Here is a 23,524-nt window from a genome sequence, read left to right as displayed (position 1 = left end):
CCGACGCCGGAGTGTGACGTAGGCCGCAATTCCACGGCTGCAATTCGTTGCGGAGCGCATCTGCCGGAGCGGTCAGGTGACGAGCCGATATCGCTTTGGCCACGGACCGATCCGGGAACCCCGGATCGGTCGGCCGAGACTCCCTACCGGTGCCAGACTCCTTAGCCATGGACCTGCGCGACCGGTGGAATCGCCTGCTGCCGCACGCGCAGCCGTTGGGCGACGATCTGCTGGCTCGTTACGCAGAGCAACATCGCCACTATCACGACCAGCAGCACCTGACCGAGGTCCTGCAGACCGTTGACGAGCTGGCCGAGTACGCCGACGACCCGGACACGGTCCGGCTGGCGGCCTGGTTCCACGACGCGATCTACGACCCGCAGGCCGACCCCGGCGAGAACGAAGAGGTCTCGGCCCAGCTGGCCGAGCTCGAGCTGGCGGCGTACGGCGTCGAGGCCGAGCGGGTCGAGGAGATCGGCCGTCTGGTCCGGCTGACCGCGAAGCACGACTGTGCCGAGGGCGACCGCAACGGCGCGGTGCTCTGCGACGCCGACCTGCGGATCCTGAGCCTGCCGGCAGCACGGTACGACGAGTACGCCGCCGGGATCCGGCAGGAGTACGCGCACGTCGCCGACCGGGATTTCGCCCGCGGCCGGATGTCGTTCCTGCAGAGCCTGAGCGAGACGCGGTTGTATGCGACGCCGCGCGGCCATGAGGAGTGGGAACGACCGGCCAGGGAGAACCTGACCCGGGAGGTCGGGTCGCTGGGCCCTAAGGCGGCCCGGCCGATCGGCGGGCTGGTCCCGGTCATCTACTTCGGCGCCGCACTCGGTGCGGTCGTCGCCTCGTCTGTCCTCCTCGGCCGCGGTCTCGGAGCGGCTGCCAAGTGGCCGGCCGACCCGTCCGACATCGGCGGCTTCCCGGTCTGGGCACCGATCGCCGGTACCGCTGTGGCTACCGCATTGGCCTGTGCGTGGTTCCGGCGGTCCCAGCAGCGTCTGGTGACCGTCCCGGCGATCGTCTTCGCCGCAGTCGGCCTGATCGCGATCGGCGTGTGCTGGTGGCGCTGGCCAGTCGCGCAGCCCGGTGCGGCCATGTCGGAACGCTGGCCGTACCTGCTGCTCGCTTCTGTGGCACTAGTGCTTGGCGGTGCGTTGCTGGCGCTGGCACGACGGTTGCGACTCGCGCCGCCGTACGCACAGGGTCCTCCGCGTTGGCTGGGGGTCGGTGCGACGGCTGTCTGCGGTGCGCTGCTGGCGTGGGTCGTGGTGTCGGCTGGTGAGCCTTTCGTGCAGGCCCGGCTGGAGACCGCCAACACGGTCAGCACGACCACGACAGCTCAGCCGACGCAGCTGCCGGTGCAACTCGACGGGACGCTGGCCTGGAGCCGTCAGGTCCCGGCGACCGGCGCCATCACCGGTACGGCGGGTGGAGTCGCGGAACTGCGCTCGGACGGCGTGGTCATGTCCGACGCGGCCACGGGTCAGATCCGGTGGCGCTATGCGCGGGCCGACGTACAGGACGCCGCCTCCAGTGGCGCCAAGGGACTGGTGGTGTCCGCGGACGGGCGGACCATCGTCGCGCATCTCCCCCGCTCCGAGTACCGCGAACCCGCCGGCATCAAGCTGCCGACGTACGCCGTACTGAACGCTGTGAGCGGTGAGGTGCTGACCGAGGTCGACACCGACGGGACCGCACTGGCCGTCGACTCGAACCAGCTACTCGTGGCTGAAGGCAACTACGTGGTCGCGCACGGCGTGAGCAGCCCGACGCACTGGCGCGCGCAGGTGCGCTGCAACGTGACGCAAGGCGAGCTGGTCGCCGACCAAGCGATCGTCGTGGACGCCTGTGCCGGGAACAGTGCCGTCGTACGCGGTCTGGACATCAAGACCGGGGCCCAGCGGTGGGAGGTCGACCTCGGCGCACGGATCGACCTGAGCGCCGAGCTGGACCCGTCGACGTGGGTCGGCGAGCTGGTCGCCGTACCGGACACCCGTGAGGTATCCGGGCTGATCTGGACGGCCGCCGCCGGCGGCACGCTCCACCAGTGGTCCGTGGACATCGGCGAAGGCCACATGCTCTGGACAACCCCCGTGCCGGGCACGCCAAGGCCACGGCTCGGGTCCTCGTCCTGCGACGCGCAACTGGCCGCCACGCACGCGTCACTGGTCCTGATCACCTGCCGGACCGGGAACGACCCTGGGCAGCCCCAGACGTACGACGTGTCGTCGTCGAACCCTGCTGATGGGACACCGCAGTGGCATCACCTGCTGCAGGTGCCGCCGCGGCTGCAGCAACCGGAGTACCCGCGGAACGGGTTCGGACTGCTGCCGGACGGCCGTGTGGTGACGCTGATGCCGCAGCCGAACGGCAGCTGCTCTCCGGTGATGATCGGCACCACCGGCATCCAGTCGCGACCGATCCTGCCCAGCCCGAACACGCAGTCGGTGGCCAAGTCCGAGGAAGTCACGTGCAACAAGCCGGCCGTCACCGTAGCCGCCGCCCGCCCGATCTTCTCCGACGGCACCCGGCTCTTCGCACTCAACTAGGGAATATCTGTTGCCGCGGTAGTGGTTGACACCTACCGTGATCCGCATGTTCCGCGTGGTTTTCGAGTTCGACCTGTCAGGCAAGAGCCTGACGGGCGCTCCCACGTGGGCACCGTCAGTCGATTCAGCCACTCGAAGCTGACCCTCCTCCTGCTGAGCAGGACCCGCGGAGGAGGGTGGCTCGCACCGGCCCCCTCCACGCGGTGACAGCGCTGTGAGGGCCTGCCGGAGGGTCCTGGCTTCCAGCCGAATCTTCTGACACACAAAGGATTTCTCATGGCCAAGAGCCAGTTCGTGCGGACCAAGCCGCACCTCAACATCGGGACGATGGGTCACGTCGACCACGGCAAGACCACGCTGACCGCCGCGATCACCAAGGTGCTCGCGGAGCGCGACCCGAGTGTCAACCGCTTCGTCGCCTTCGACGGCATCGACCGTGCGCCGGAGGAGATGCAGCGCGGGATCACGATCAACATCTCGCACGTCGAGTACGAGACCGCGACCCGGCACTACGCGCACGTGGACATGCCCGGGCACGCCGACTACGTGAAGAACATGATCACCGGCGCCGCCCAGGTGGACGCCGCGATCCTGGTCGTCTCCGCCCAGGACGGCGCCATGCCGCAGACGCGGGAGCATGTGCTGCTCGCGCGCCGGGTGGGCGTGCCGTACCTGGTGGTCGCGCTGAACAAGGCGGACACCGTCGACGACCCGGAGCTGCTCGACCTGGTCGAGCTGAAGGTCCGTGAGCTCCTCACGGAGTACGGCTTCCCCGGCGACGACGTACCGGTCGTTCGCGTGTCCGGACTGAAGGCGCTGGAAGGCGACCCGCAGTGGACCGCCGCTATCGGCGAACTGCTGGACGCGGTCGACAACTACGTGCCGGTGCCGGACCGTGAGCTGGGCGAGCCGTTCCTGATGCCGATCGAGAACGTGCTCACCATCAGCGGCCGCGGCACAGTGGTCACGGGTGCGGTCGAGCGCGGTTCGCTGAAGCTCGGCGACGCGGTCGAGGTCGTCGGTCTCGGCCCGACGGTCACCAGCACGGCGATCGGTATGGAGACGTTCGGCAAGTCGCTGGAGTCCGCGGACGCGGGCGACAACGCGGCGGTGCTGCTGCGTGGCGTGAAGCGCGACGAGGTCCGTCGCGGCCAGGTGGTGGCGTTGCCGGGCAGCGTGCAGCCGCACCGGAAGTTCCGGGCGAACCTGCACGCGCTGTCCACGGCCGAGGGCGGCCGGCACACGCCGTTCGCCGCGGACTACCGGCCGCAGTTCTACTTCCGGACCACGGACGTGTCCGGCGGGATCGACCTCGGTGAGATCGCCCTGGTGATGCCCGGCGACACGATCGAGCTCGGAGTGGAGCTGGAGAAGCCGATCGCGATGGACGTCGGCCTGGGCTTCGCCGTCCGCGAAGGCGGCCACACGGTCGCCGCCGGCACAGTGACCGAACTGCTCGACTGAACGAGAACGGCCCTCGACCTCAACCGGTCGAGGGCCGTTTTCTGTGTCGTAGGCCCGCCGCGATCAGTCGCTGTACGAGCTCGCGGCTGGTGACCGGTACGGCGCCGGCGGCGATCAGGTCGTCGTAGCGGTCACTGGGTACGTCGTAGTGGTCGCGGTCGAAGCCCCGGGCCGGAATGCCGGCCGCCTTCGCGAAGGCGTGCAGCTCCTCGTAGGACTCGTCACTGACCAGGTGCGACCAGATGCGGTTCCAGGCCGGCCAGGCGGGCGGATCGATCAGGATCATTCGCGCGCGTCCTGGGCGTCGAGCAGGTTGCGCCAGGAGCGGACGAACCGGGAGTTCACGTACGCCTTCGTCCAGGAGCCGTCCTGGCGGACCGACGTACCGACATGGAAACGCCGTACGCCGCTCTGGTACAGCCAGGGCACGTGTTCGGGCTGCAGACCGCCGCCAGCCATCATCACGCCGGCTACCGCAGCGTCCTCCTTGGCCAGCTTGCACAGGTCGTCCAGACCGTGGCTGACACCAATGGACGAGCCGGCCGTCAGTACGCAGTCCAGTCCGGGCAGGGTGCGTAGCGCACGCCAGGCTGCTTGCTGGTCGAGCACTGCGTCAACAGCGCGGTGGAACGTCCACGGCGTACCAGCGAAGGTGCTGACCAGTGCGGAGACTGACTCGACGTCCACCTGGTTGTCCGGGGTCAGGAACCCGAGCACGAAGCCGTCCGCACCAGCGGAGAGGAAAGACTGCGCCATCGCGGTCATCCGGTTCAGGTCGGCGCCGTTCGCGGTGAACGAGTTCTCCAGTCGCAGCATCACCCGCAACGGCAGGTCGGTGACGCGGCGGATCGCACTGACGGTCGACACCGACGGGCACAACCCGTCCGCCTCCATCGAGGCGCACAGCTCCAGCCGGTCCGCCCCACCCTCCTGTGCTGCCTCCGCATCCGCCGGATGCAGCGCGATGATCTCCAGCAACGAACCCATGGGCGCCATCATCTCCCATATTGCTGTTGCACTCCTCCAAGGTCTTCTGTATCGTTTTTCTAGAACGATTTAGAAGAACGATACAGATGAGGTGACCGAGATGCCGGGCGTGACGCTGAAGACCGTGGCCAAGGCCGTGGGCGTGTCGCCGTCGACCGTCTCGAACGCCTACAACAAGCCTGATCAGCTCTCGACCGCGCTGCGCGAGCGGATCCTGGCCACCGCCCAGGAGCTCGGGTACGCCGGACCGGACGCCTCGGCACGCGCCCTACGCAGCGGGAAGGCCGGTGCGGTCGGGGTGCTGTTCACGGACAAACTGGCCTACGCCTTCTCGGACCCGTACGCGGTCGGCTTCCTGGCCGGGCTCGCCGAGGTCGCCGAGGAGTTCGCCACCAGCCTGCTGCTGATGCCGCTCAGTTCCACGGACATCGCCGGCGGCAGCAACGCCGTACAGCAGGCCGCGATCGACGGGGCGGCGATCTTCTGTGTGCCGGGCGGTCATCCGGCACTCGAGATCCTCGCCAACCGCGGGATCCCCGCGGTGTCGACCGATCGGGGCGATCACCCGGACCTGTCCTGGGTCGCGATCGACGAGGTCGAGGCGGCCGCGCAACTGGGCGAGCACCTGACCCGGCTCGGTCACCGCGAGGTCGTCGTACTGGTCGACAACGCGCAGGCAGCCGGCGGCCAGCCGGTGGAGCTGACGCTCGACGAGGTCGGGTACACCGACTGCGAGCTGCGGATCCGGGGCCTGCAGAAGGCGATGCCGGACGCGCGGCTGCGGATCGTCTCCGGTGGCCACAACGCGTTCGCCTCCGGGTTGCGGGGCGCGGAGTTCGTGCTCGACTCGCAGAACCGGCCGACGGCGATCGTCGGACTGAGCGACGTGCAGGCGCTCGGCGCGCTGGAGGCGATGAAGGTCCGGGGGCTGACCCCGGGTCGCGATCTGACCCTGGCCGGATTCGACGACATCCCCGCCGCGTCGGCGGCCGGGCTGACGACCGTCCGGCAGCCGATCAAGGACAAAGGGCGCGCGGTCGGCCGCATCCTGCTCGACCCGGCCGTCACCGAACGCCAGCTATTGATGCCGACGCAGCTGATCGTCCGCTCGAGCAGCGGACCGGCTCCCAAGCACTGACAACTCCACACACCTCCCTGGGACCACTCGGTTCCCGGGTCGATCAAGCACGCTCTCAGGAGGGAGCAGAACCATGACGTACTTCATTGCCGGCAACACCGCCGTCGAGAACGCCCTCACCCTCGCCCATTCGGCGCTCCCGGACGCTCCCCAGCAGCCGTACGACGAACCCCGCCCGCGTCGCGTCTTCACGGTCCGCGCCCGGATCAGCGCCGTACTGCGCACCGTCGCCGAACGCGAACTCCGCCTCGCCAACCGCATCGACCCGACCCCCACCTGCCCAACCCCAGCCAACTGACCCACTTTGAGCACCCACCAGCCAAATCCACGGCGGAAACCTGGTTGGTGGGGACTCAAAGAGCTCGCCGCGTGGATTTGTCGGAGCTGTCTGGCACTCTGAAGGGCGATGAACGAGCCAGGGGTGTTGCTGACGGCGCGGGCGATGGTGCTGCACGACCTCGCCGCGCGCGGCTTCGACGACGCGGTGATGGTGTCCTTGCTGGAGGACGCCGTCGCCGGACGTCAGTGGTGGCTGGACCAGTGGCCGGACGGTGCCGAACACATCGCCGGCCTGGTCGCGCAGGACGTCCAGGACCGCCTGGTCGACTCCGGGGTCCGCTGGCCGCGCTGCACCGCCTGCGACGACCTGCACGACCACGAGCTCCGCATCGAGCCGGAGCTCGGCCCTGACCCGCAGTGGGTCTGCGAACGCGCCGGCATCTCCGTCGCACCCCTGGGGCACCTCACCTGACCCCTCCGGATAATACCTGATTGCCCTACATGTAGCCAGACTACTATTGTCTGTCTACATGAAGGTCTTGAACGCGCTCCGGGCGACGGCCGGAGTCCATGCACTGGCGATCTGCCTGCAACCGGTGTTCGCGGGCGTCTACCTCGACGGCTCCCCCGCCGGCATGCGGATGCACGAGCCGATCGGGCTGGCCCTGGCCTTCCTCGGACTCGCACAATTGCTACTGGCAACGATCTGGTGGCGGACCGGCGGCCGCTGGACCGCGCCGGCGGCGAGTCTGCTGATCATGGCGGGCGAGGTCTTCCAGATCGCCATGGGTTACAGCCGTCAGCTGGCGATCCACGTCCCGCTGGGCATCGCGCTGGTCGCGGCCGCGGTCGCCTTCGCGTTCTGGGTCAACAAGCGGCAGGTGGTCACCGCATGATCACCCTCGAACCTCAGCCGGCGGCCAAGGTACGTCGGCCGCGCGCCAGCCTGCACGTCCTGCGGATCACGCTGATTCTGCACACCGCGTTCGTGATCGCTCAGCCGATCGCGGCAGGCTACTTCCTGTCCGGCAACGTCGACGCGATGACGAGCGTGCACAGCACGGTCGGCGGCACCATCTGGATGATCGCACTCCTCCAGACCGTCGCGGCCGCCTGCTACACGCTCGCCGGCCGCGGCCGGATCTGGCCGGCGCTGGTCTCCGTGCTCCTGGTCGTCGCCGAGTTCGTCCAACTCACCTTCGGTTACCTGCAGAACTTCGCCGTCCACGTCCCGCTCGGGACCGCGATCGTCGGCACCGTCTGCTGGATGACGGTCTGGTCCTTCCGTCGCACCGCACGTCTGAGCCGCCGGGAGGCGAAACGATGAAGATGTCCCGCCGCGGATTCATAGGTGTCGCCGGCGCCACGCTGGCGCTCAGCGGCTGTGGCCAGGAGGCCAAGCCTGCACAGGCCGGAGAACTCCTGCGCAGCAAGGCGAAACTGCCCACGCCGTTCCAGGTCCCGCTGCCGATCCCGCCGGTCAAGAAGCCGACCCGCTCCGACGCAAAGGCCGACTACTACCGGGTCGTCCAGCAGAAGGCGAGCCTGGAGATCCTCCCCGGCCTGAAGACCGAGGTGATGGGGTACGACGGCCTGCTGCCCGGCCCCACGTTCGACGTACGCAGCGGTCGCACCACCGTGGTCGAGCAGGTCAACCAGCTCGACGTGTCGACGGTGGTCCACCTGCACGGCGGCCACACCCCCGCGCCGAGTGACGGCTGGCCACTCGACCTGATCATGCCCGCGAACGGTCAGCACGGCGGACACCACATGTCCGGCGGCGACATGACGATGGGCAAGCGCACCTACACGTACCCGAACATGCAACGCGCGGCGACCCTCTGGTACCACGACCACACGATGGACTACACCGCACCACAGGTCTACCGCGGACTGTTCGGCCTGCACATCATCCGCGACGACGAGGAGGAGAACCTCCCGCTGCCGAAGGGCGATCGGGAGATCCCGCTCGTCATCGCGGACCGGGCGTTCGACGCGGACGGGTCGTTCTTGTACCCCGCCGCGAAGGACGGTCCCGGCGTCGAGTCGGCGTACATGGAAGGTGTCGTCGCCGACGTCACGCTGGTGAACGGCGCACCGTGGCCGGTGCACGAGGTGGACGCGGTCCGGTACCGCTTCCGCATTCTCAACGCCGCCAACGCCCGACGGTACGAGCTCGCCTTCGACAAGGGCCCCGCGAAGTTCGTGCAGATCGGCAGTGACGGCGGACTCCTCGACAAACCGGTCGAGCACAAGACGCTGGTGATCGCGCCCGCCGAGCGGTTCGACGTGATCGTGGACTTCTCGCAGTACCAGCCCGGCGACGAGGTCACGGTCGTCAACAAGCTGGACAGCAACTCCGGCGTACTGCGCTTCAAGATCGCCCGCAAGGCACCCGACGACACGAGCATCCCGGCGACGCTCTCGTCGTACGCCGTGACACCCCGGCCGGCCGGTGTCGTACGGCGGGAGTGGCGGTTCCGGCGGGGTGACGCCGGAGGCCACCGGGGCTGGACGATCAACGGGAAGGCGTTCGATCCCGCGGTGATGCAGGCGCAGGTGAAGCTGGACCAGTACGAGATCTGGTCGTTCGTCACCGACGTCCACCACCCGGTGCACGTCCACCTCGCGCCGTTCCAGGTCCTCACCCGCGGCGGGAGCAACAAGCTGTCGGCGTACGACCACGGCTGGAAGGACACGGTCGACATCCGCCCGGCCGAGGTCGTCGAGGTCCTCGTCAAGTTCAGCGCCCACAAGGGCAAGTACCTGATCCATTGCCACAACCTCGAGCACGAGGACATGGCGATGATGGCGGCCTTCGAGACGATCTGACGTACTGCGCGACCCCCGGCACGGCACCAGCCGCGCCGGGGGTTTCTGGTGTGACCCCCTTGACGATCGCGGACGCCTCTGCCTATAGTCAACGTATCGGTTGATCAAGGGGATGGTTGATAAAGATGATGGTTGACGATGATCAGCTCGACCGGTCGTTCGCGGCACTGGCGGACCCGGTCCGGCGAGCGATGATCGCGCGGCTGTCGCGCGGCCCGGCCACTGTGAACGAACTGGCCGACCCGTTCCCGATCACCAAGCAGGCAGTGTCGCGGCACATCCAGGTGCTCGAGGCCGCCGGGCTGATCACCCGGACTCGGGACGGCCAGCGCCGCCCGTGCCACCTGGTGCCGGCCGCCCTCGAAGCACTGACGAGCTGGATCGACGAGTACCGGCTCGAAACCGAACGCCGCTTCCGCCGCATGGACGCGCTGCTGAACAAGACGAACGAGCAGTGAGTGAGAGACAAGGAGCAGGATCAATGACTGGAACCGTTATCAACACCCCGGCCGGCACCCCGTTCGTCGAGGTGACGCGCGAGTTCGCGGCCACACCGGCGCAGCTCTTCCGGGTCATGACCGACCGCGAGCTGGTGTCCGAGTGGCTCGGTCCGCGGGAGCTCGACGCGACCGTCGAGGAGTACGACGTACGGACCGGTGGGAAGTACCGCTACATCCACCGCGACGAGTCCGGCGAGTACGCGTTCCGCGGCGTCTTCCACGCCGTGGAGCAGGACAAGCTGGTCATCCAGACCTTCGAGTGGGAAGGCGCGCCGGGCGAGGTCTGCCTGGAGAAGATGACGCTCGAGCCGACCGAGAAGGGCGTCCGCCTGCACCAGCAGTCGGTGTTCCCGTCCGTCGAGGCCCGCGACCAGTCGATCGAGCACGGCATGGAGCACGGCATCCACGACTCGATGGATCGCCTGGCCGAGCTGGTCGCGAAGGAGAGCTGATCATGAGCCAGGTCGTTGTCGACATCTCGGTGTCGCTGGACGGCTACGTCACCGGGCCCAACGCCGGCATCGGCAACGGGCTCGGTGACGGCGGCGAGGCCGTGCACGACTGGGTCTTCCACGGCACCGACGCGGACCGCGCCGTCCTGGACGCCGCCTTCGAATCGACCGGTGCGGTCGTCCAGGGCCGGAACCTGTTCGACGTGATCGACGCCCCGGACGGCTGGAGCGACGAGATGGGGTACGGCGCGAAGCCGACCGGTGAGATCAACCCGCCGGTCTTCGTCGTCACGCACACGCCGCCCGCCAAGACTCGCCTGGGCGACCGGTTCCGGTTCGTGGGCAGCCCGGCGGAGGCGATCGCACAGGCGACAGAAGTTGCCGGCAGCAAGGATGTTTACGTGATGGGCGGCGGGCAGATCTGCCACGCGGTGCTCGCCGAAGGACTGGCCGACGTACTGCGTTTGCACCTGGCTCCCGTCGTACTAGGAGGCGGAACCCGGTTGTTCCCCGCCGAGGCCGCGCCGGCGTACGCGCTCGAACTGATCGAGGCCGTCTCGACTCCGGCGGCCCAGCACCTCACATACCGGACGGTGAAGTAGTCATGGGAAAGGTCATCGCATCTGCCGTCGTGTCGCTCGACGGCTTCGTCGCAACCACCGAGGACGAGGTCGGACCGCTGTTCGACTGGTACAACAACGGCCCGGTCGAGCTGTACGGGACCGATCCGGGCCGGCCGTTCCATGTCAGCCAGGCGAGCGCGGACTACATCAACACCGCCTGGGGCAAGGTCGGCGTGGTGCTGTGCGGCCGGCATCTGTTCGACATCACCAACGGCTGGGAAGGTGTCCCGCCGTTCGGCGAGCACGTCGTTGTCGTCACGCACCGGCCACCGACCGACTGGCCGTTCCCGGATGCGCCGTACGCCTTCGTGAGCGGGATCGAGGAGGCCGTCGCGAAGGCCCAGGAACTCGCCGGCGACCGTGACATCTCGCTGGCCGCGGGGAACCTGACCGGCCAGGCCTTGCGGGCCGGCCTGGTCGACGAACTCTCGTACAACCTCGTCCCGGTGATCTTCGGAACCGGCAAGCGCTTCTTCGGGGACTACGCCGGGGACCAACTCCTGCTGGACAACCCGAAGGTCATCGAGGGCGACCGAGTCACCCACCTGCACTACCGCGTCAGCAAAGGATGATCGGCGATCACGGTGCGGGAGCCGGGAGCCACCTCGGTGAAGCCGGCGTCCTGCACCACCGGGAGACGCGTGGCCAGCAGTTCCTGCCACTGGGCGCGGCCGGCGGTCCGCACCGCCAGCGCGAAGTCGGCCGCCGCCCACTCCTTCCTCCCCGCTGACGACAAGGCCCACCACGCCAGCTGCGCCGCATGCCCACACTGCGCCATCGCCTTGCCACTGGACATCTCGAGGGTGGGGTTGAGCCACAGGACCGGCACGCGGGGTTCGAGCGGCGGAAGGTCGGCAGTGTCCTCGAAGTCGGTGCCGGTGACCTGCAGCTTGAACAGCTCAGGAGGTACGTCGTCCACCAATGTCGGCGGAAACACCCGAACCTCGGCCACAGCCTCCAGTGATCCGACACCCGTCCCACGCACCGTGATCCCCGGCAACGCCTCGGCGCGGCGCCACTCGATTCCCCGGGCGCGCTTGGTGATCTTGCGGATGCGGTTGTCCTGCCACGCGGCCATCGCCGGCGCCCACTCACCCTCGCCGTACGACCGCTCGTCGGCGAGGATCGCGAGCACCGCCCGCGCCGCCGTCTCCAGCGCGTCGGTCTGGGACGGCCGCGTCTTCTTCTCGACTCGCACGACGAGTGTGAGCACTTGTTCCACACGGCGAGTCTGCCAGGGCTGTAGGTTGGCACCATGCAGCAGTACCTGGATCTTCTTCGGCATGTGTTGGACAACGGGGTGGAGAAGGGGGACCGGACCGGGACGGGCACGTTGAGCGTGTTCGGGTACCAGTCGCGGTACGACCTCAGCCAGGGTTTCCCGGCCGTGACGACGAAGAAGCTGCATCTGCGGTCGGTGATCGGGGAGCTGATCTGGTTCCTCAGCGGCTCGACGAACGTCAAGTGGCTGCACGAGAACAACATCTCGATCTGGGACGAGTGGGCCGACGAGAACGGTGAGCTCGGTCCCGTCTACGGCTACCAGTGGCGGTCCTGGCCGACGCCCGACGGGCGGCACGTGGACCAGATCGCCAACCTGATCGCGTCGATCAAGAACAACCCGGACTCCCGCCGGCACATCGTGAACGCGTGGAACGTGGCCGACGTGGACGACATGGCGTTGCCGCCGTGTCACACCATGTTCCAGTTCTACGTCGCGGACGGCCGGCTCTCCTGCCAGCTGTACCAGCGGTCGGCCGACGTCTTCCTGGGCGTGCCGTTCAACATCGCGTCGTACGCGCTGCTCACCCACATGGTCGCGCAGCAGACCGGGCTCGAGGTCGGTGACTTCGTGCACACGCTCGGCGACGCGCACCTGTACCTGAACCATCTGGACCAGGCCCGCCTGCAGCTCACCCGCGAGCCGCGTCCGCTGCCGACCCTCCGACTCGCGAAGCGTGACTCGATCGACGGCTACGAGATCGCCGACGTCGAACTGATCGGCTACGACCCGCATCCCGGGATCAAGGCCCCCATCGCGGTATGAGCATCATCCTGATCGCCGCGGTCGGACGGAACGGTGTGATCGGGCGGGACAACGATCTGCCCTGGCGGATCCGCGAGGACCTGCAACGGTTCAAGCAGCTCACCCTCGGCCACACCCTCGTGATGGGCCGCAAGACCTACGACTCGATCGGCCGCCCGCTCCCGGGCCGCCGTACCGTCGTCGTCACCCGGCAACCCGGCTGGTCCGCGGATGGCGTCGACATCACGTACTCCCTCGAAGAGGCCCTGAAGTACGACGGCACGCTGTACGTCGCCGGCGGCGGCGAGATCTACCGCCAGGCCCTCCCGTACGCCGACACCCTCGAACTCACCGAGGTCGACCAGTCCCCCGACGGCGACGTCACCTTCCCGGAACTCGACCCGACCACCTGGACCGAGACCGCCCGCGACCCCCGGGAGGGCTTCTCCTTTGTCAGCTATCGCCGCAGCTAACAACGAGTAGGCAACAGCGTGACCAGGAAGACCTGGAACCGCGTAGATTGTGTGCGCGTCACGGAGGTATCCAGGGGCGCCTCTCGGAGGGGAACACGATGACTGAAGCCGACAACACCGCTGCTCAGCCCGCTGCCGCGCAGCCCGCTGCGGCACCGCTGCAGCCGCCGACGGCCACCGCGCCGGGTCTGATACTGACCGCACCGCCGCCGTCACAGCCGGTGGCCGAGACTGCCGCGCCGAGTATGGCTCCGGCCGTCGACCCGGCCGCCTTGCCAGGGCTCGACAGCAAGGTGGACACCTTCCTGACGGCGCTGATGGCAGCCGAGCCCCGCTCGCCGGAGTTCGCGTCGAAGGCCGGTGACGTGCGCAGCATGGGCGACGTCGACATCCGCGCCGCGGCCGAGAGCTCGAACCGGCTGCTCCAGTCGCCGGTGCGGGCGCTGCAGGAAGGCGGCCTGTCGGAGGGTTCGACCGTCGGCAAGACCCTGCTCGAGCTGCGCCGTACGGTCGAGGACCTGGACCCGAAGGAAGCCACGGGGGTGAAGAAGCTCCTCGGGATGATCCCGTTCGGGGACAAGATCGAGGACTACTTCCGCAAGTACCAGACCGCGCAGAGCCACCTCGAGGGCATCCTGCACGCGCTGCGCAACGGTCAGGACGAGCTCGGTAAGGACAACGCCGCGCTGAACCTGGAGAAGCAGCAGCTCTGGGACGCGATGACGCGGCTGAACCAGTACGTGTACGTCGCCGAGCGCCTGGACGCGCGGCTGTCCGCAGCGATCGCGGAGCTGGAGGTGACCAACCCGGAGAAGGCGAAGGCATTCCGCGAGGACGTGCTGTTCTACGTCCGGCAGAAGCACCAGGACCTGCTCACGCAGCTGGCCGTGTCGATCCAGAACTACCTGGCCATCGACATCGTGATCAAGAACAACATCGAGCTGATCAAGGGCGTCGACCGGGCGTCCACGACCACGGTCTCGGCGCTGCGTACGGCGGTCATCGTCGCGCAGGCACTCGGTAACCAGAAGCTCGTGCTGGACCAGATCACCGCACTGAACACGACCACCAGCGGGATGATCGAGCGCACCTCGGAGATGCTGCGCGACAACTCGGTGGCGATCCAGCAGCAGGCCGCGTCGGCGACGATCGGGCTGCCGCAGCTGCAGGCCGCGTTCGCGAACATCTACGCGACCATGGACGCGATCGACACGTTCAAGGGCGAGGCGCTGGACAACATGGCCGCGACGATCGGCACGCTGGAGAACGAGGTGACCAAGTCCCGCACGTATCTGGAACGGGTCGCCCAGCAGAACCAGCAGGTCGTCCACGGCAGCCTCGACCTCAACCTCGATCGCTGATCCACACCACCACCATCTGAGAGCGAGAGACGGGGGACTGCATGGCGCTCGGCGACTTCTTTGCGCGGCTGACCGGTCGCAAGGAGGAGCCCGAGCCTGCCCCGATCCCCCGGCCGCCGACGAACGACGACCTGCTGGCGGCGCTGGTCCGCGTCGAGCAGCTGGTCGCGGGCGGCGCCGTACCGGCCGTCGTCGCCTCGCGGGTCGCCCGGGTGGTTCGCGTCGTCCGGGAAACCATCCCGCGGCTCGGGAACCTGGGCGGCAGCGTGCAGGCGTACTCCGTGATGGCGACGGCGACCGACTACCTGCCGGAGGCGATCGGCGGGTACCTGCGGCTGCCGCGGCAGTGGGCCGACACGCGTCCGGTGGACCGCGGCAAGACGTCGCTGATGATCCTGATCGACCAGTTGGACCTCTTGGCCGCGACGATGGACAAGGTCTTCGACGCGGTGAACCGCGCCGACGCGGCGGCGCTGATCGCCCACGGCAGGTTCCTGCAGGAGAAGTTCGGCACCGGCTCCACCGGCGGAGGCTTGGCCCTCGGCCCGACCGAGTCGACCCCGCCGCCCGACCTGGGACCGGCGGGACCACTGGCACCACCACCTGGACGAGGAGGGTCATGAGCGGCGCGGGGGGAAAGTCTCTGCAGCAGGCGTTGTCCGAGCTGCTCGTGGTCGCCGGCCGCGCCGGTGTCGCCGACGATCGGGCCCGGTCGGAGGCGCTGTCGCTGGCCGCCGCACTGGCCGAGTCGGCACCCGGTGCGCCCGCCGACTGGGGCAAGGCGTTCGAGGGCGCGACGACGCAGGACTTCTTCGACGCCGCCGTCCGCGGACGGCGTTGGCGCGGCGCCCCGACGGCTGTCCTGACCGAGCTGATCGCCAACGGCTCGGCAGAGAAGACGGCGTACGCCGAAGCTCTGGCGGAGGTTGCATCCGCAGCCTGCACGTTGGGTGAGCCCACGATGCGGGTCGTCGGTAACGCGTCGGTGGCAGCTGCTGCCCAGCTACAAGCTGCTGGTGCCCGTCCGCTGCAGGTTGCATCGACCCCTCAGCCGAAGACCCAGGAAGCACCGCAGGAAGACGCGGCGGCAGCGGAAGAGCCGGCCAAGACGGTTGAGGAGTTGCTGGCTGAGCTCGACGAGCTGACCGGGCTGGCTCGGGTCAAGCGCGAGGTGCACCGGCAGGTCGCCGTACTGCGGGTTGAGAAGTTGCGGACCGAGGCGGGCCTGAAGAGCCCGACGATCACGCGGCACCTGGTGTTCGTGGGGAATCCGGGCACCGGTAAGACGACCGTCGCGCGGCTGGTGAGCGGGATCTACAAGGCGCTCGGCCTGCTGTCGAAGGGGCAACTGGTGGAGGTCGACCGCTCCGAGCTCGTCGCCGGGTATCTCGGACAGACCGCGACGAAGACCGCCGAGGTGGTCGCCTCCGCGGCGGGCGGCGTGCTGTTCATCGACGAGGCGTACAGCCTGACCGCGGGCGACCGGGGCGCCGACCAGTACGGGCGAGAAGCCGTCGACACGCTGGTCAAGGAGATGGAGGACCGGCGCGACGACCTGGTCGTGATCGTTGCCGGATACCCCGAGCCGATGGAAGTGTTCATCGCCGCGAACCCCGGACTGGCCAGCCGGTTCCGGACCACGATCGAGTTCGAGAACTACAGCGACGACGAACTCACCGACATTCTCACCGGGCTCGCCGAGGCCGCGGACTACGAACTGGTTCCGGAGGCGGTGGAGAAGTTCCACGAGGTGCTCGCCGCGACTCCGCGGGACAGCTCGTTCGGCAACGGACGGTTCGCGCGCAACGTGCTGGAGGCCGCGATCGGGCGGCACGCCTGGCGGCTCCGCGACGTACCGGCTCCCACGACGACCCAGCTGCGTCAGATCCTCGCCGAGGACCTCACCGAGCAGCCCGCCGACGCCGTTGATCCCGAAGAGCCGGCGACAGCCGGTACTTCGGACGTCACGGAGATCGAACAAGGAGAAGAGGCGTGACCCAGACGCAGAGTGCGCCGCCCGCGACCGTGCCGACGGCCCCACCGCCGGGTACGACGCTGCAGGCGCCGAACGCCAGGACCGCCGGCCCCCGCGGCGCCGTCGCGCAGTGGTTCGAAGGTACGCCGGGCCGGATGCGCGCGTTCCTGATCCTGGCCGCCGCGATGAGTGTGGTGTTCGGCCTGGCCGCCGCGCAGGGCTTCAGTCAGTCCGACGGCGCCCTCGACCGGGCGCAGGCGAACACCGCCCAACTGGTTCGCATCCAGGCGATCCACACCAACCTGGTCAGCGCGAACGCCGACGCCACCAACGCGTTCCTGGTCGGCGGTCTCGAGCCGCCGGAGCAGCGTGCGCACTTCGTCAACTCGCTGGCCGCGGCCGCCGGGCTGATCGCCGAGGCCGCGACCGCGCAGCCCGCGGACCGCGACGTGCTCGGCGCACTCAACAAGACGCTGATCACGTACGGCGGCCTGATCGAGCAGGCCCGTGCCAACAACCGCCAAGGTCTCCCGATCGGTTCGCAGTACCTGAAGGACGCGAACTCGGTGCTGCAGGACGACTCGCTGCCGCTGGTGAAGGCGCTGGTCGAGGCGAACGAGAAGCGCGTCGACACCGAGTTCGACGGGATCAGCCAGGGCACCATCTGGATCCTCGTCGGGGGTCTGCTCAGCCTGGCGGTCTTCGCGATCACACTGCGCTGGCTGGCCCGCCGTACGCACCGCTACCTCAACGTCCCGATCGCGGCCGGCGCCGCTCTCGTTCTGCTGACCACCGTCGTCGGCGGGGTCTCACTCGCCGGCGCGTCGAACTCCGCGAAGGACACCCGGAGTTCCGAGTACGAGCGGACCCTGGCGCTGTCCCGCGCCCGGATCGCGGCGTACGACGCTCGCTCGAACGAGAGCCTGACCTTGATCGCACGCGGCTCCGGCGACGCCTTCGACAAGGCGTACACCGCCGCGGCTGCCCAGGTCGACGAGCAACTGGGCAAGGTCGGCGGCAACGGCGGCAACCTGCAGCAGCTGTGGACCGCCTACAAGTCGGTCCACGACAAGGTGCGGCAGACCGACGCGAAGCAGGGCAACTGGGACGGTGCCGTCGCGATGGCCGTCGGCAAGGACGAGACCAACAGCTCGGTCGATACGTTCAACGCCTTCGACTCCTCGTCCAACCAGCAGCTGACCCGGACGAGTACCGGGGTGCAGAGCGAACTGAAGGATGCGCGCGACGGTCTTCCGCCGATCGGCTGGCTCGGCGTACCGCTCGGCATCCTGGCCGCACTGCTGGTCGCCTGGGGCATGTCGCAGCGTCTGGAGGAGTACCGATGAAGAAACTGATCCCACTCGCCGCCACCACCGCCCTACTCCTCACCGCCTGCGGCAACGCCAACTACACCACCACCCAGATCCCGCCAGAACCTCAGGCGCCGGCCTCGTCCGCCGCACCTGCGGCGACGCAGCCGTGCTCGGCAGCCGAGAAGGCCGCCGAGCTGAAGTCCTACGAGCCCGAACCTACGCTGCCAGCGCCGATGCAGATGCCGGCCAGTTCGACGATGAAGAAGATCCAGGCTCGCGGCCGGCTGATCGCCGGTGTCTCGGCGGACAGCCTGCACCTCGGTTCCCGGAACCCGATCAGCGGGCACATCGAGGGCTTCGACATCGACATGGTCAAAGCGGTCGCGAGGGCGATCTTCGGCACCGAGGTCGGTCACCTCGAGCTCCGGGTGATTTCCAGCCCGCAGCGCATCCCATCGCTGGAGAACAACAGCGTCGACATCGTCGCCCGGAACATGACGATCAACTGCGAGCGCTGGAAGCGGATCGCGTTCTCGGCGGAGTACTACCGCTCCGGCCAGAAGACGCTGGTGCAGCGCGACTCGACAGCCACCAAGCTCGCCGACCTGTCCGGCCAGACGATCTGCGCACCGGCCGGCTCGACCAGCCTGGACAACCTGAAGAAGGCGAACCCGAAGATCAAGCCGGTCACGGCCGACACCGACACCGGGTGTCTGGTGCTGTTCCAGCAGGGCAAGGCGGACGGGATCAGCGGTGACGACACGGTCCTCGCCGGCGACGCTGCGCAAGATCCGTACGCGAAGGTGCTGACCGAGCGGATCAGCGATGAGCCGTACGGCCTGGGGATCAACAAGAAGAACATCGACTTCGTCCGGTTCGTCAACGGCGTTCTCGCCCAGATGAAGACGCCTCCTGCCGCTGGAGGTCTGAGCGAGTGGATGAAGTCCTACAACGCGTGGCTCGGCACTGACCTGGGCGAGTTGAAGGCCCCGCCGACGCCCGCCTACGGCCGATGACCGTTCGTACGCCGATTGTTTCGGCGCCGGCGCCGCCGGGGCGGATGGGGAGCAGTGTTCCGGCTGCGGAGCTGCTGTCCTACCTCGGTGCGCTCGGGGAGTGGCGGGATCGGCGGAAGGCGGAGCTGGACGAGCTGGATCAGGCCGCCCTGCACTCGCCCGACGGGGATGCCCTCAATGCCGACATCGTGCTCAGCATGACGGTCTGGAAGGCGGTCTCGGACCGGTACGAGTTGATCCTGGTCACCTGGGACTCCGGCCGGGTCGGGCAGACCGAGACCGAGCGGATCTCCACGCTGATCTGGGGCGGCCTGGACGCCGGCGGCGCCGGTGGTTCGCTCCCCGTTTCGTTGCCCGAGGCCTGCAAACTGTCGGACGCGCTGGCTTCCAGCCTGCGCGCGAAGCTCGATCTCCAACCCGGCGACGCCGACATGGCCGCCCGGCTGCGGCAGTTGCGCGCGCAGGTGGAGCGGATCAGCGACCTGGTCAAGCAGGAGCCGGCGAACGTCCGCAACGACGCCCTCGCCAAGCATCACGATCTCGACCGCCGGCTGACGGATCTTGCCGAACGCAACAAACGCGGTGCCGACATCGGCGGGCTGATCGGCCCGCTGGACATTGACGCGGCGCGCACAGAGCGGGATCTGATCGTCGGCGCCGCCACCCGTAAGGAACGCGCCGCCGACGTTGCCCGGGCCCGCACCGTACGCAGCGAGCTGGAAGCTCAAGGAAAGGCGGTGCGCGCGTTGGCGGACAAGGCTGTCGCCACGGTCAGTCCGGCCCCGCGTCTCGCCGTACCGGATGTGACTGCGCTGGGGCCGGTGCCGAACACCCCTGCCGAGCTGGAGAAGTACCTGACCCGGTTGGACGCCGTACGGCGGGCGCTCGGTCAGGCGCAGGCGGCGTACGGCGCTGCTCTGCAACGACGTGACGAGCTGGCCCAACTGCTGGACGCCTATCAGGTCAAGGCGGCAAGTGTTGCCCCAGGCAACGAAGATCTCGCCGAGCTGTACCGGCGCGGCCGAGCGGTGATCGAGACCGAGCCGGTGGACCTGGCTCGCCTCGGCGCACTGGTAGCGGCCTACCAGGCCTACCTGGAAGGGACGAAATGACGACCAACACCGCCTGCACCCAGCCGGGCTGTACCGGCTCCATCGTGGACGGGTACTGCGACGTCTGCGGCTCCCCCGCCGCGGCGAGTGCCGCCGCGCCGGCTGCTGCTCCTGCGACTGGTGCGTGCACACAGCCGGGCTGCACGGGGACCTACGTCGACGGGTACTGCGACGTGTGCGGCTCGCCCGCGCCGGACGGCGGCACCGCGACGGCTGCCGAGCCGGACGCGCTGAGCACGGTGTCGACCGTCTCCCGCGCCTCCAACCGGCTGGCCTCCACGCCACTCGGCTCGGCGCGGGCGGCGCAGGCCGGCTCGAAGCTGACCCGCAAACTCGGTACGTCGTCCACCCGGCTGCGCGGCGCGCGGCTCGGCGCCGGACTGACCCACGTGCCGACGATCCCGGCGATCGACGCGAGCAAGGCGATCCTGGCCAACCCGATGGTCCCGGAGGACCGCCGGAACTGCCCGAACTGCGGCCACCCGGTCGGCCGCTCCCGCAACGGCCAGCCCGGCCGGACCGAGGGTTTCTGCCCGAACTGCCGCAACCGGTTCTCGTTCTCGCCGAAGCTGCAGGACGGCGACCTGGTCGGCGGGCAGTACCTGGTCCGCGGCTGCCTCGCGCACGGTGGCTTCGGCTGGATCTACCTGGCCCAGGACCAGAACGTGTCCAACCGCTGGGTGGTCCTGAAGGGCCTGCTGAACTCCGAGGACCCGGACGCGGTCGCGGCGGCGATCGCGGAGCAGCAGTTCCTGGCCCGCGTCGAGCACCCGCTGATCGTCGAGATCTACAACTTCGTCACCCACGACGGCGCCGGCTACATCGTCATGGAGTACGTCGGCGGCACCTCGCTGAAGACCCTGCTCAAGGAGCGGATGGCCGCCAACAACGGTCAGTACGACGCGCTGCCGATCGACCAGGCGATCGCGTACCTGCTGGAGATCCTGCCGGCGTTCTCCTACCTGCACGATCTCGGACTGGTGTACTGCGACTTCAAGCCGGACAACATCATCCAGGTCGGTGACGCGGTCAAGCTGATCGACCTCGGCGGTGTCCGGCGGATCGACGACCCGGACTCGGCGATCTACGGCACGGTCGGCTTCCAGGCACCCGAGATCGCCGAGGTCGGACCGTCGGTCGCCTCCGACATCTACACGCTCGGCCGGACGCTGTGCGTGCTCGCGATGGAGTTCCGCGGTTACCAGAGCCGGTACGTCGACACGCTGCCGCCGGTGGCCGAGGTACCGCTCTTCCAGAAGTACGACTCGGTGTACCGCCTGCTGGCCAAGGCGTGCGCGAAGGATCCCGCGGACCGGTTCCAGTCCGCCGACGAGTTCCGCGTGCAGCTGCTCGGCGTACTGCGTGAGGTCGTCGCCGACAAGCAGGGCGTCAAGGCCGCACAGCACTCGGCGTCGTCGCTCCTGTTCGGGACGCCGGGTGACAGGGCCGCCGGACTGGGTGAGGCGGCCCAGCCGTGGCAGCAGCTGCCGTCGCTGGCACCGGACGACAGCGACAAGATGGCCGGCTGGCTCAAGACGGTCAGCGTGCCGGACCCCGTGAAGCGGCTCGAGTTGCTGGTCGACGCGCCGGAGCAGTCGCCGCAGACGCTGCTGGAGGTCGCAGAGGCGGCGCTGGAGGTCGGACCGGAGCGCTACGACATGGTCGACACCGCGGTGGCCGACCTGCTCAACGAAGACCCGTGGGAGTGGCGTGCGGTCTGGATGGCCGGACTGGTCGCCCTGGCCCGTGGCGACTCGGCAACGGCGCAGTCCGCGTTCAACGCCGTCTACGGCCAGGTGCCGGGTGAGCTGGCGCCGAAACTGGCGCTGGCGATCGCCTGTGAGCACAGTGGTGAGTTCGACGTTGCCGAGGGCCTCTACCTCACCTGTGCGCGCACCGATGCCAACTACATCGCGGCCTCGGCGTTCGGCCTGACCAACATCAGGACCTCGCGCAACGACGCGGACGGTGCGCTCAACGCGCTCGACCTGGTGCCGCGGACCAGCGGCGAGTACGTGCGGGCCCGTCGCCTGCGAGCCGGTGTGCTGGCAGGATCGGGGCGTGGCCTTCCCGCGCTCGCCCAGGCGATGGACAGCATCGCGACGCTGACCATCGACCCGGTCGACCGGGCCAACCTGGCCGCGAACGTGTTCCGGACCGCGCTCGCCGAGGTCCAGCAGTCCGGTCCGCAGGAAGCTCTGCGGATCGACGGACGGGCAGCCACCGAGACCTCCCTGCGGGACGGGCTCGAGGCCACCTACCGGCTGCTGGCCGACCAGGCGCAGACCCGGCGGGAACGGATCGCCATGGTCGACCAGGCCAACGAGGTTCGAGGATGGACGTTGCGATGACGAGTACGACCGACACGGTCTGCCCCAGCTGCGGCGGGGCGGTGTCCGAGGCGGACCTGTTCTGCGAGGCCTGCGGCGCCGAGCTGAAGCCGGGGACCGCCCCGACCTCACCGGCACTGGACACCGACACCGAGCCGACCGTGGAGATCGGCGCGGTGGCCGGCCCGGAGGCTGCGGCCGCCGGCCCGTGCAGGTCGTGCGGCGGCACCGTCGGCGCGGACGGGTACTGCGAGACCTGTGGCACCAAGGCGGCCAAGCCGCGCGACCACTTCGAGGAGCAGCCTGCTCCGTGGGTGGCCGGGGTCTGCGACCGCGGCATCCGGCACAGCCGCAACGAGGACGCGATGGCGATCGCCGCGGACGCCGAGCCGGGCAGCCGGGCACTGCTGGTGGTGTGCGACGGCGTCAGCTCGTCACTCGACTCCGACGTCGCCTCGCTCGCGGCCGCCCGGGCAGCGCGTGAGGTGCTCGAAGCCGGTCACGCGCAGGGCCTGGGCACCGAGTCGTCGCGGGCGAGCGCGATCGGCGCCCGGCTCAAGGCGGCGGCCGACGCGGCGAGTGACGCCGTACTCGAGAACACGAGTCCGGACAGCCCGAACCCGGCGTCCTGCACGTTCGTCGCAGCCGTCCTGGAGAACGGCATGCTGGTGGCGGGCAGTGTCGGCGACAGCCGCGCGTACTGGTTCCCGGACGCGGGCGAGCCGGTCGCGCTGACGGTCGACGACTCGTGGGCAGCCGAGCTGATCTCCACCGGGGTCTCCCGTGAGGAGGCCGAGTCCGGTCCGCACGCGCACGCGATCACCCGCTGGCTCGGCAAGGACGCACCGGACCACACGCCACGGACCACGACGCAGCAGGTGAGCGGGCCGGGCTGGCTGCTGGTCTGCTCGGACGGCCTCTGGAACTACTGCTCCGAGGCGGCACCGTTGGCCGACCTCGTACGTCAGACTGCTGCGGACAAGGGCGGCGAGCCCTTGGCCACGGCGTCCGCCCTGGTTGACTGGGCCAACGCCCAGGGCGGTCAGGACAACATCACCGTCGCGCTCGCACGCATTTAAGGAGAGGGACCCGAG

25 protein-coding genes are annotated in these 23,524 nt (G+C 68.9%); 22 read left to right on the top strand and 3 right to left on the bottom strand.

Going from position 1 to position 23,524, the window contains the following annotated elements:
• The first annotated feature begins 167 nt into the window (after positions 1-167).
• Positions 168-2,549 carry an HD domain-containing protein gene (locus EV647_RS30145; RefSeq protein ID WP_134008890.1) on the top strand — a complete coding sequence of 794 codons (2,382 nt, stop codon included), beginning with the start codon at positions 168-170 and terminating at the stop codon, positions 2,547-2,549.
• A gap of 276 nt (positions 2,550-2,825) precedes the next feature.
• On the top strand, positions 2,826-4,013 hold the full coding sequence (tuf, locus tag EV647_RS30140) for an elongation factor Tu (RefSeq protein WP_134008888.1): 1,188 nt from the start codon (positions 2,826-2,828) through the stop codon (positions 4,011-4,013).
• Positions 4,014-4,032: 19 nt separating this feature from the next.
• Here tuf and EV647_RS30135 read toward each other — a convergent pair whose 3' ends face one another.
• Both EV647_RS30135 and EV647_RS30130 read right to left on the bottom strand, forming a co-directional pair.
• Positions 4,033-4,299: a DUF4031 domain-containing protein gene (locus tag EV647_RS30135; RefSeq protein WP_134008886.1), complete on the bottom strand. Its 267-nt coding sequence runs from the start codon at positions 4,297-4,299 to the stop codon at positions 4,033-4,035.
• Positions 4,296-5,000: a copper homeostasis protein CutC gene (locus EV647_RS30130; protein WP_134008884.1), complete on the bottom strand. Its 705-nt coding sequence runs from the start codon at positions 4,998-5,000 to the stop codon at positions 4,296-4,298. The genes EV647_RS30135 and EV647_RS30130 overlap by 4 nt, the downstream gene beginning before the upstream one ends.
• A 100-nt stretch (positions 5,001-5,100) precedes the next feature.
• Between EV647_RS30130 and EV647_RS30125 the strand changes: the two genes are divergently transcribed.
• The 10 genes from EV647_RS30125 to EV647_RS30080 all read left to right on the top strand — a co-directional run bounded on the left by EV647_RS30125 (position 5,101) and on the right by EV647_RS30080 (position 11,396).
• Entirely contained in the window at positions 5,101-6,138 is a 1,038-nt protein-coding gene (locus EV647_RS30125) for a LacI family DNA-binding transcriptional regulator (protein ID WP_134009171.1), read from the top strand.
• A gap of 73 nt (positions 6,139-6,211) precedes the next feature.
• Entirely contained in the window at positions 6,212-6,436 is a 225-nt protein-coding gene (locus EV647_RS30120) for a hypothetical protein (RefSeq protein ID WP_134008882.1), read from the top strand.
• A gap of 108 nt (positions 6,437-6,544) precedes the next feature.
• The gene (locus EV647_RS30115; RefSeq protein WP_133782362.1) at positions 6,545-6,889 is read left to right on the top strand and encodes a hypothetical protein; all 345 of its coding nucleotides are present in this window, start codon (positions 6,545-6,547) and stop codon (positions 6,887-6,889) included.
• Positions 6,890-6,947: 58 nt separating this feature from the next.
• Positions 6,948-7,313, top strand: a complete 366-nt coding sequence (locus tag EV647_RS30110; RefSeq protein ID WP_134008880.1) for a hypothetical protein — start codon at positions 6,948-6,950, stop codon at positions 7,311-7,313.
• Positions 7,310-7,744 (top strand): hypothetical protein, encoded by a 435-nt coding sequence (locus EV647_RS30105; protein ID WP_134008878.1) that lies wholly within the window; start codon positions 7,310-7,312, stop codon positions 7,742-7,744. Before EV647_RS30110 ends, EV647_RS30105 begins: the two co-directional genes overlap by 4 nt.
• Positions 7,741-9,249 carry a multicopper oxidase family protein gene (locus EV647_RS30100; protein ID WP_134008876.1) on the top strand — a complete coding sequence of 503 codons (1,509 nt, stop codon included), beginning with the start codon at positions 7,741-7,743 and terminating at the stop codon, positions 9,247-9,249. The genes EV647_RS30105 and EV647_RS30100 overlap by 4 nt, the downstream gene beginning before the upstream one ends.
• A gap of 125 nt (positions 9,250-9,374) precedes the next feature.
• On the top strand, positions 9,375-9,707 hold the full coding sequence (locus EV647_RS30095; RefSeq protein ID WP_134008874.1) for a helix-turn-helix transcriptional regulator: 333 nt from the start codon (positions 9,375-9,377) through the stop codon (positions 9,705-9,707).
• Between the two features lie 23 nt (positions 9,708-9,730).
• On the top strand, positions 9,731-10,201 hold the full coding sequence (locus EV647_RS30090) for an SRPBCC domain-containing protein (RefSeq protein ID WP_134008872.1): 471 nt from the start codon (positions 9,731-9,733) through the stop codon (positions 10,199-10,201).
• Between the two features lie 2 nt (positions 10,202-10,203).
• A complete protein-coding gene (locus EV647_RS30085) occupies positions 10,204-10,803 on the top strand; it encodes a dihydrofolate reductase family protein (protein WP_134008870.1) in 600 nt (199 codons plus the stop codon).
• A 2-nt stretch (positions 10,804-10,805) separates the two neighbouring features.
• Positions 10,806-11,396, top strand: coding sequence for a dihydrofolate reductase family protein (locus EV647_RS30080; protein ID WP_134008868.1), 591 nt, complete (start codon positions 10,806-10,808; stop codon positions 11,394-11,396).
• On the opposite strand, the gene EV647_RS30075 is transcribed toward EV647_RS30080, so the two are convergent.
• Positions 11,375-12,046, bottom strand: coding sequence for an aminoacyl-tRNA hydrolase (locus EV647_RS30075; protein ID WP_238177455.1), 672 nt, complete (start codon positions 12,044-12,046; stop codon positions 11,375-11,377). The genes EV647_RS30080 and EV647_RS30075 overlap by 22 nt on opposite strands.
• 33 nt (positions 12,047-12,079) lie before the next feature.
• Between EV647_RS30075 and EV647_RS30070 the strand changes: the two genes are divergently transcribed.
• The 10 genes from EV647_RS30070 (at position 12,080) to EV647_RS30025 (ending at position 23,509) form a co-directional block, all read left to right on the top strand.
• Positions 12,080-12,871 (top strand): thymidylate synthase, encoded by a 792-nt coding sequence (locus EV647_RS30070; RefSeq protein WP_134008864.1) that lies wholly within the window; start codon positions 12,080-12,082, stop codon positions 12,869-12,871.
• Positions 12,868-13,323, top strand: a complete 456-nt coding sequence (locus EV647_RS30065) for a dihydrofolate reductase (RefSeq protein ID WP_134008862.1) — start codon at positions 12,868-12,870, stop codon at positions 13,321-13,323. The genes EV647_RS30070 and EV647_RS30065 overlap by 4 nt, the downstream gene beginning before the upstream one ends.
• Before the next feature lie 98 nt (positions 13,324-13,421).
• Positions 13,422-14,684 (top strand): toxic anion resistance protein, encoded by a 1,263-nt coding sequence (locus tag EV647_RS30060; RefSeq protein ID WP_134008860.1) that lies wholly within the window; start codon positions 13,422-13,424, stop codon positions 14,682-14,684.
• Between the two features lie 41 nt (positions 14,685-14,725).
• Positions 14,726-15,307 (top strand): hypothetical protein, encoded by a 582-nt coding sequence (locus EV647_RS30055; protein WP_134008858.1) that lies wholly within the window; start codon positions 14,726-14,728, stop codon positions 15,305-15,307.
• Positions 15,304-16,680, top strand: coding sequence for an AAA family ATPase (locus tag EV647_RS30050; RefSeq protein WP_134008856.1), 1,377 nt, complete (start codon positions 15,304-15,306; stop codon positions 16,678-16,680). Before EV647_RS30055 ends, EV647_RS30050 begins: the two co-directional genes overlap by 4 nt.
• On the top strand, positions 16,677-18,005 hold the full coding sequence (locus tag EV647_RS30045; protein WP_134008854.1) for a hypothetical protein: 1,329 nt from the start codon (positions 16,677-16,679) through the stop codon (positions 18,003-18,005). Before EV647_RS30050 ends, EV647_RS30045 begins: the two co-directional genes overlap by 4 nt.
• Positions 18,002-18,988, top strand: coding sequence for a glutamate ABC transporter substrate-binding protein (locus EV647_RS30040; protein ID WP_134008852.1), 987 nt, complete (start codon positions 18,002-18,004; stop codon positions 18,986-18,988). Before EV647_RS30045 ends, EV647_RS30040 begins: the two co-directional genes overlap by 4 nt.
• Complete coding sequence (locus EV647_RS30035) at positions 18,985-20,100, top strand: hypothetical protein (protein ID WP_134008850.1); 1,116 nt, start codon at positions 18,985-18,987, stop codon at positions 20,098-20,100. The genes EV647_RS30040 and EV647_RS30035 overlap by 4 nt, the downstream gene beginning before the upstream one ends.
• The gene (locus EV647_RS30030) at positions 20,097-22,451 is read left to right on the top strand and encodes a serine/threonine-protein kinase (protein WP_134008848.1); all 2,355 of its coding nucleotides are present in this window, start codon (positions 20,097-20,099) and stop codon (positions 22,449-22,451) included. Before EV647_RS30035 ends, EV647_RS30030 begins: the two co-directional genes overlap by 4 nt.
• Complete coding sequence (locus EV647_RS30025; RefSeq protein WP_134008846.1) at positions 22,436-23,509, top strand: PP2C family serine/threonine-protein phosphatase; 1,074 nt, start codon at positions 22,436-22,438, stop codon at positions 23,507-23,509. The genes EV647_RS30030 and EV647_RS30025 overlap by 16 nt, the downstream gene beginning before the upstream one ends.
• Positions 23,510-23,524: the final 15 nt, after the last annotated feature.

It is taken from the genome of Kribbella sp. VKM Ac-2566 (assembly GCF_004366005.1).
Classification (GTDB): Bacteria; Actinomycetota; Actinomycetes; order Propionibacteriales; family Kribbellaceae; genus Kribbella; species Kribbella pratensis.
Note: the sequence above shows the minus strand (reverse complement) of the source record. Positions and strands in the feature narration are given on the sequence as shown.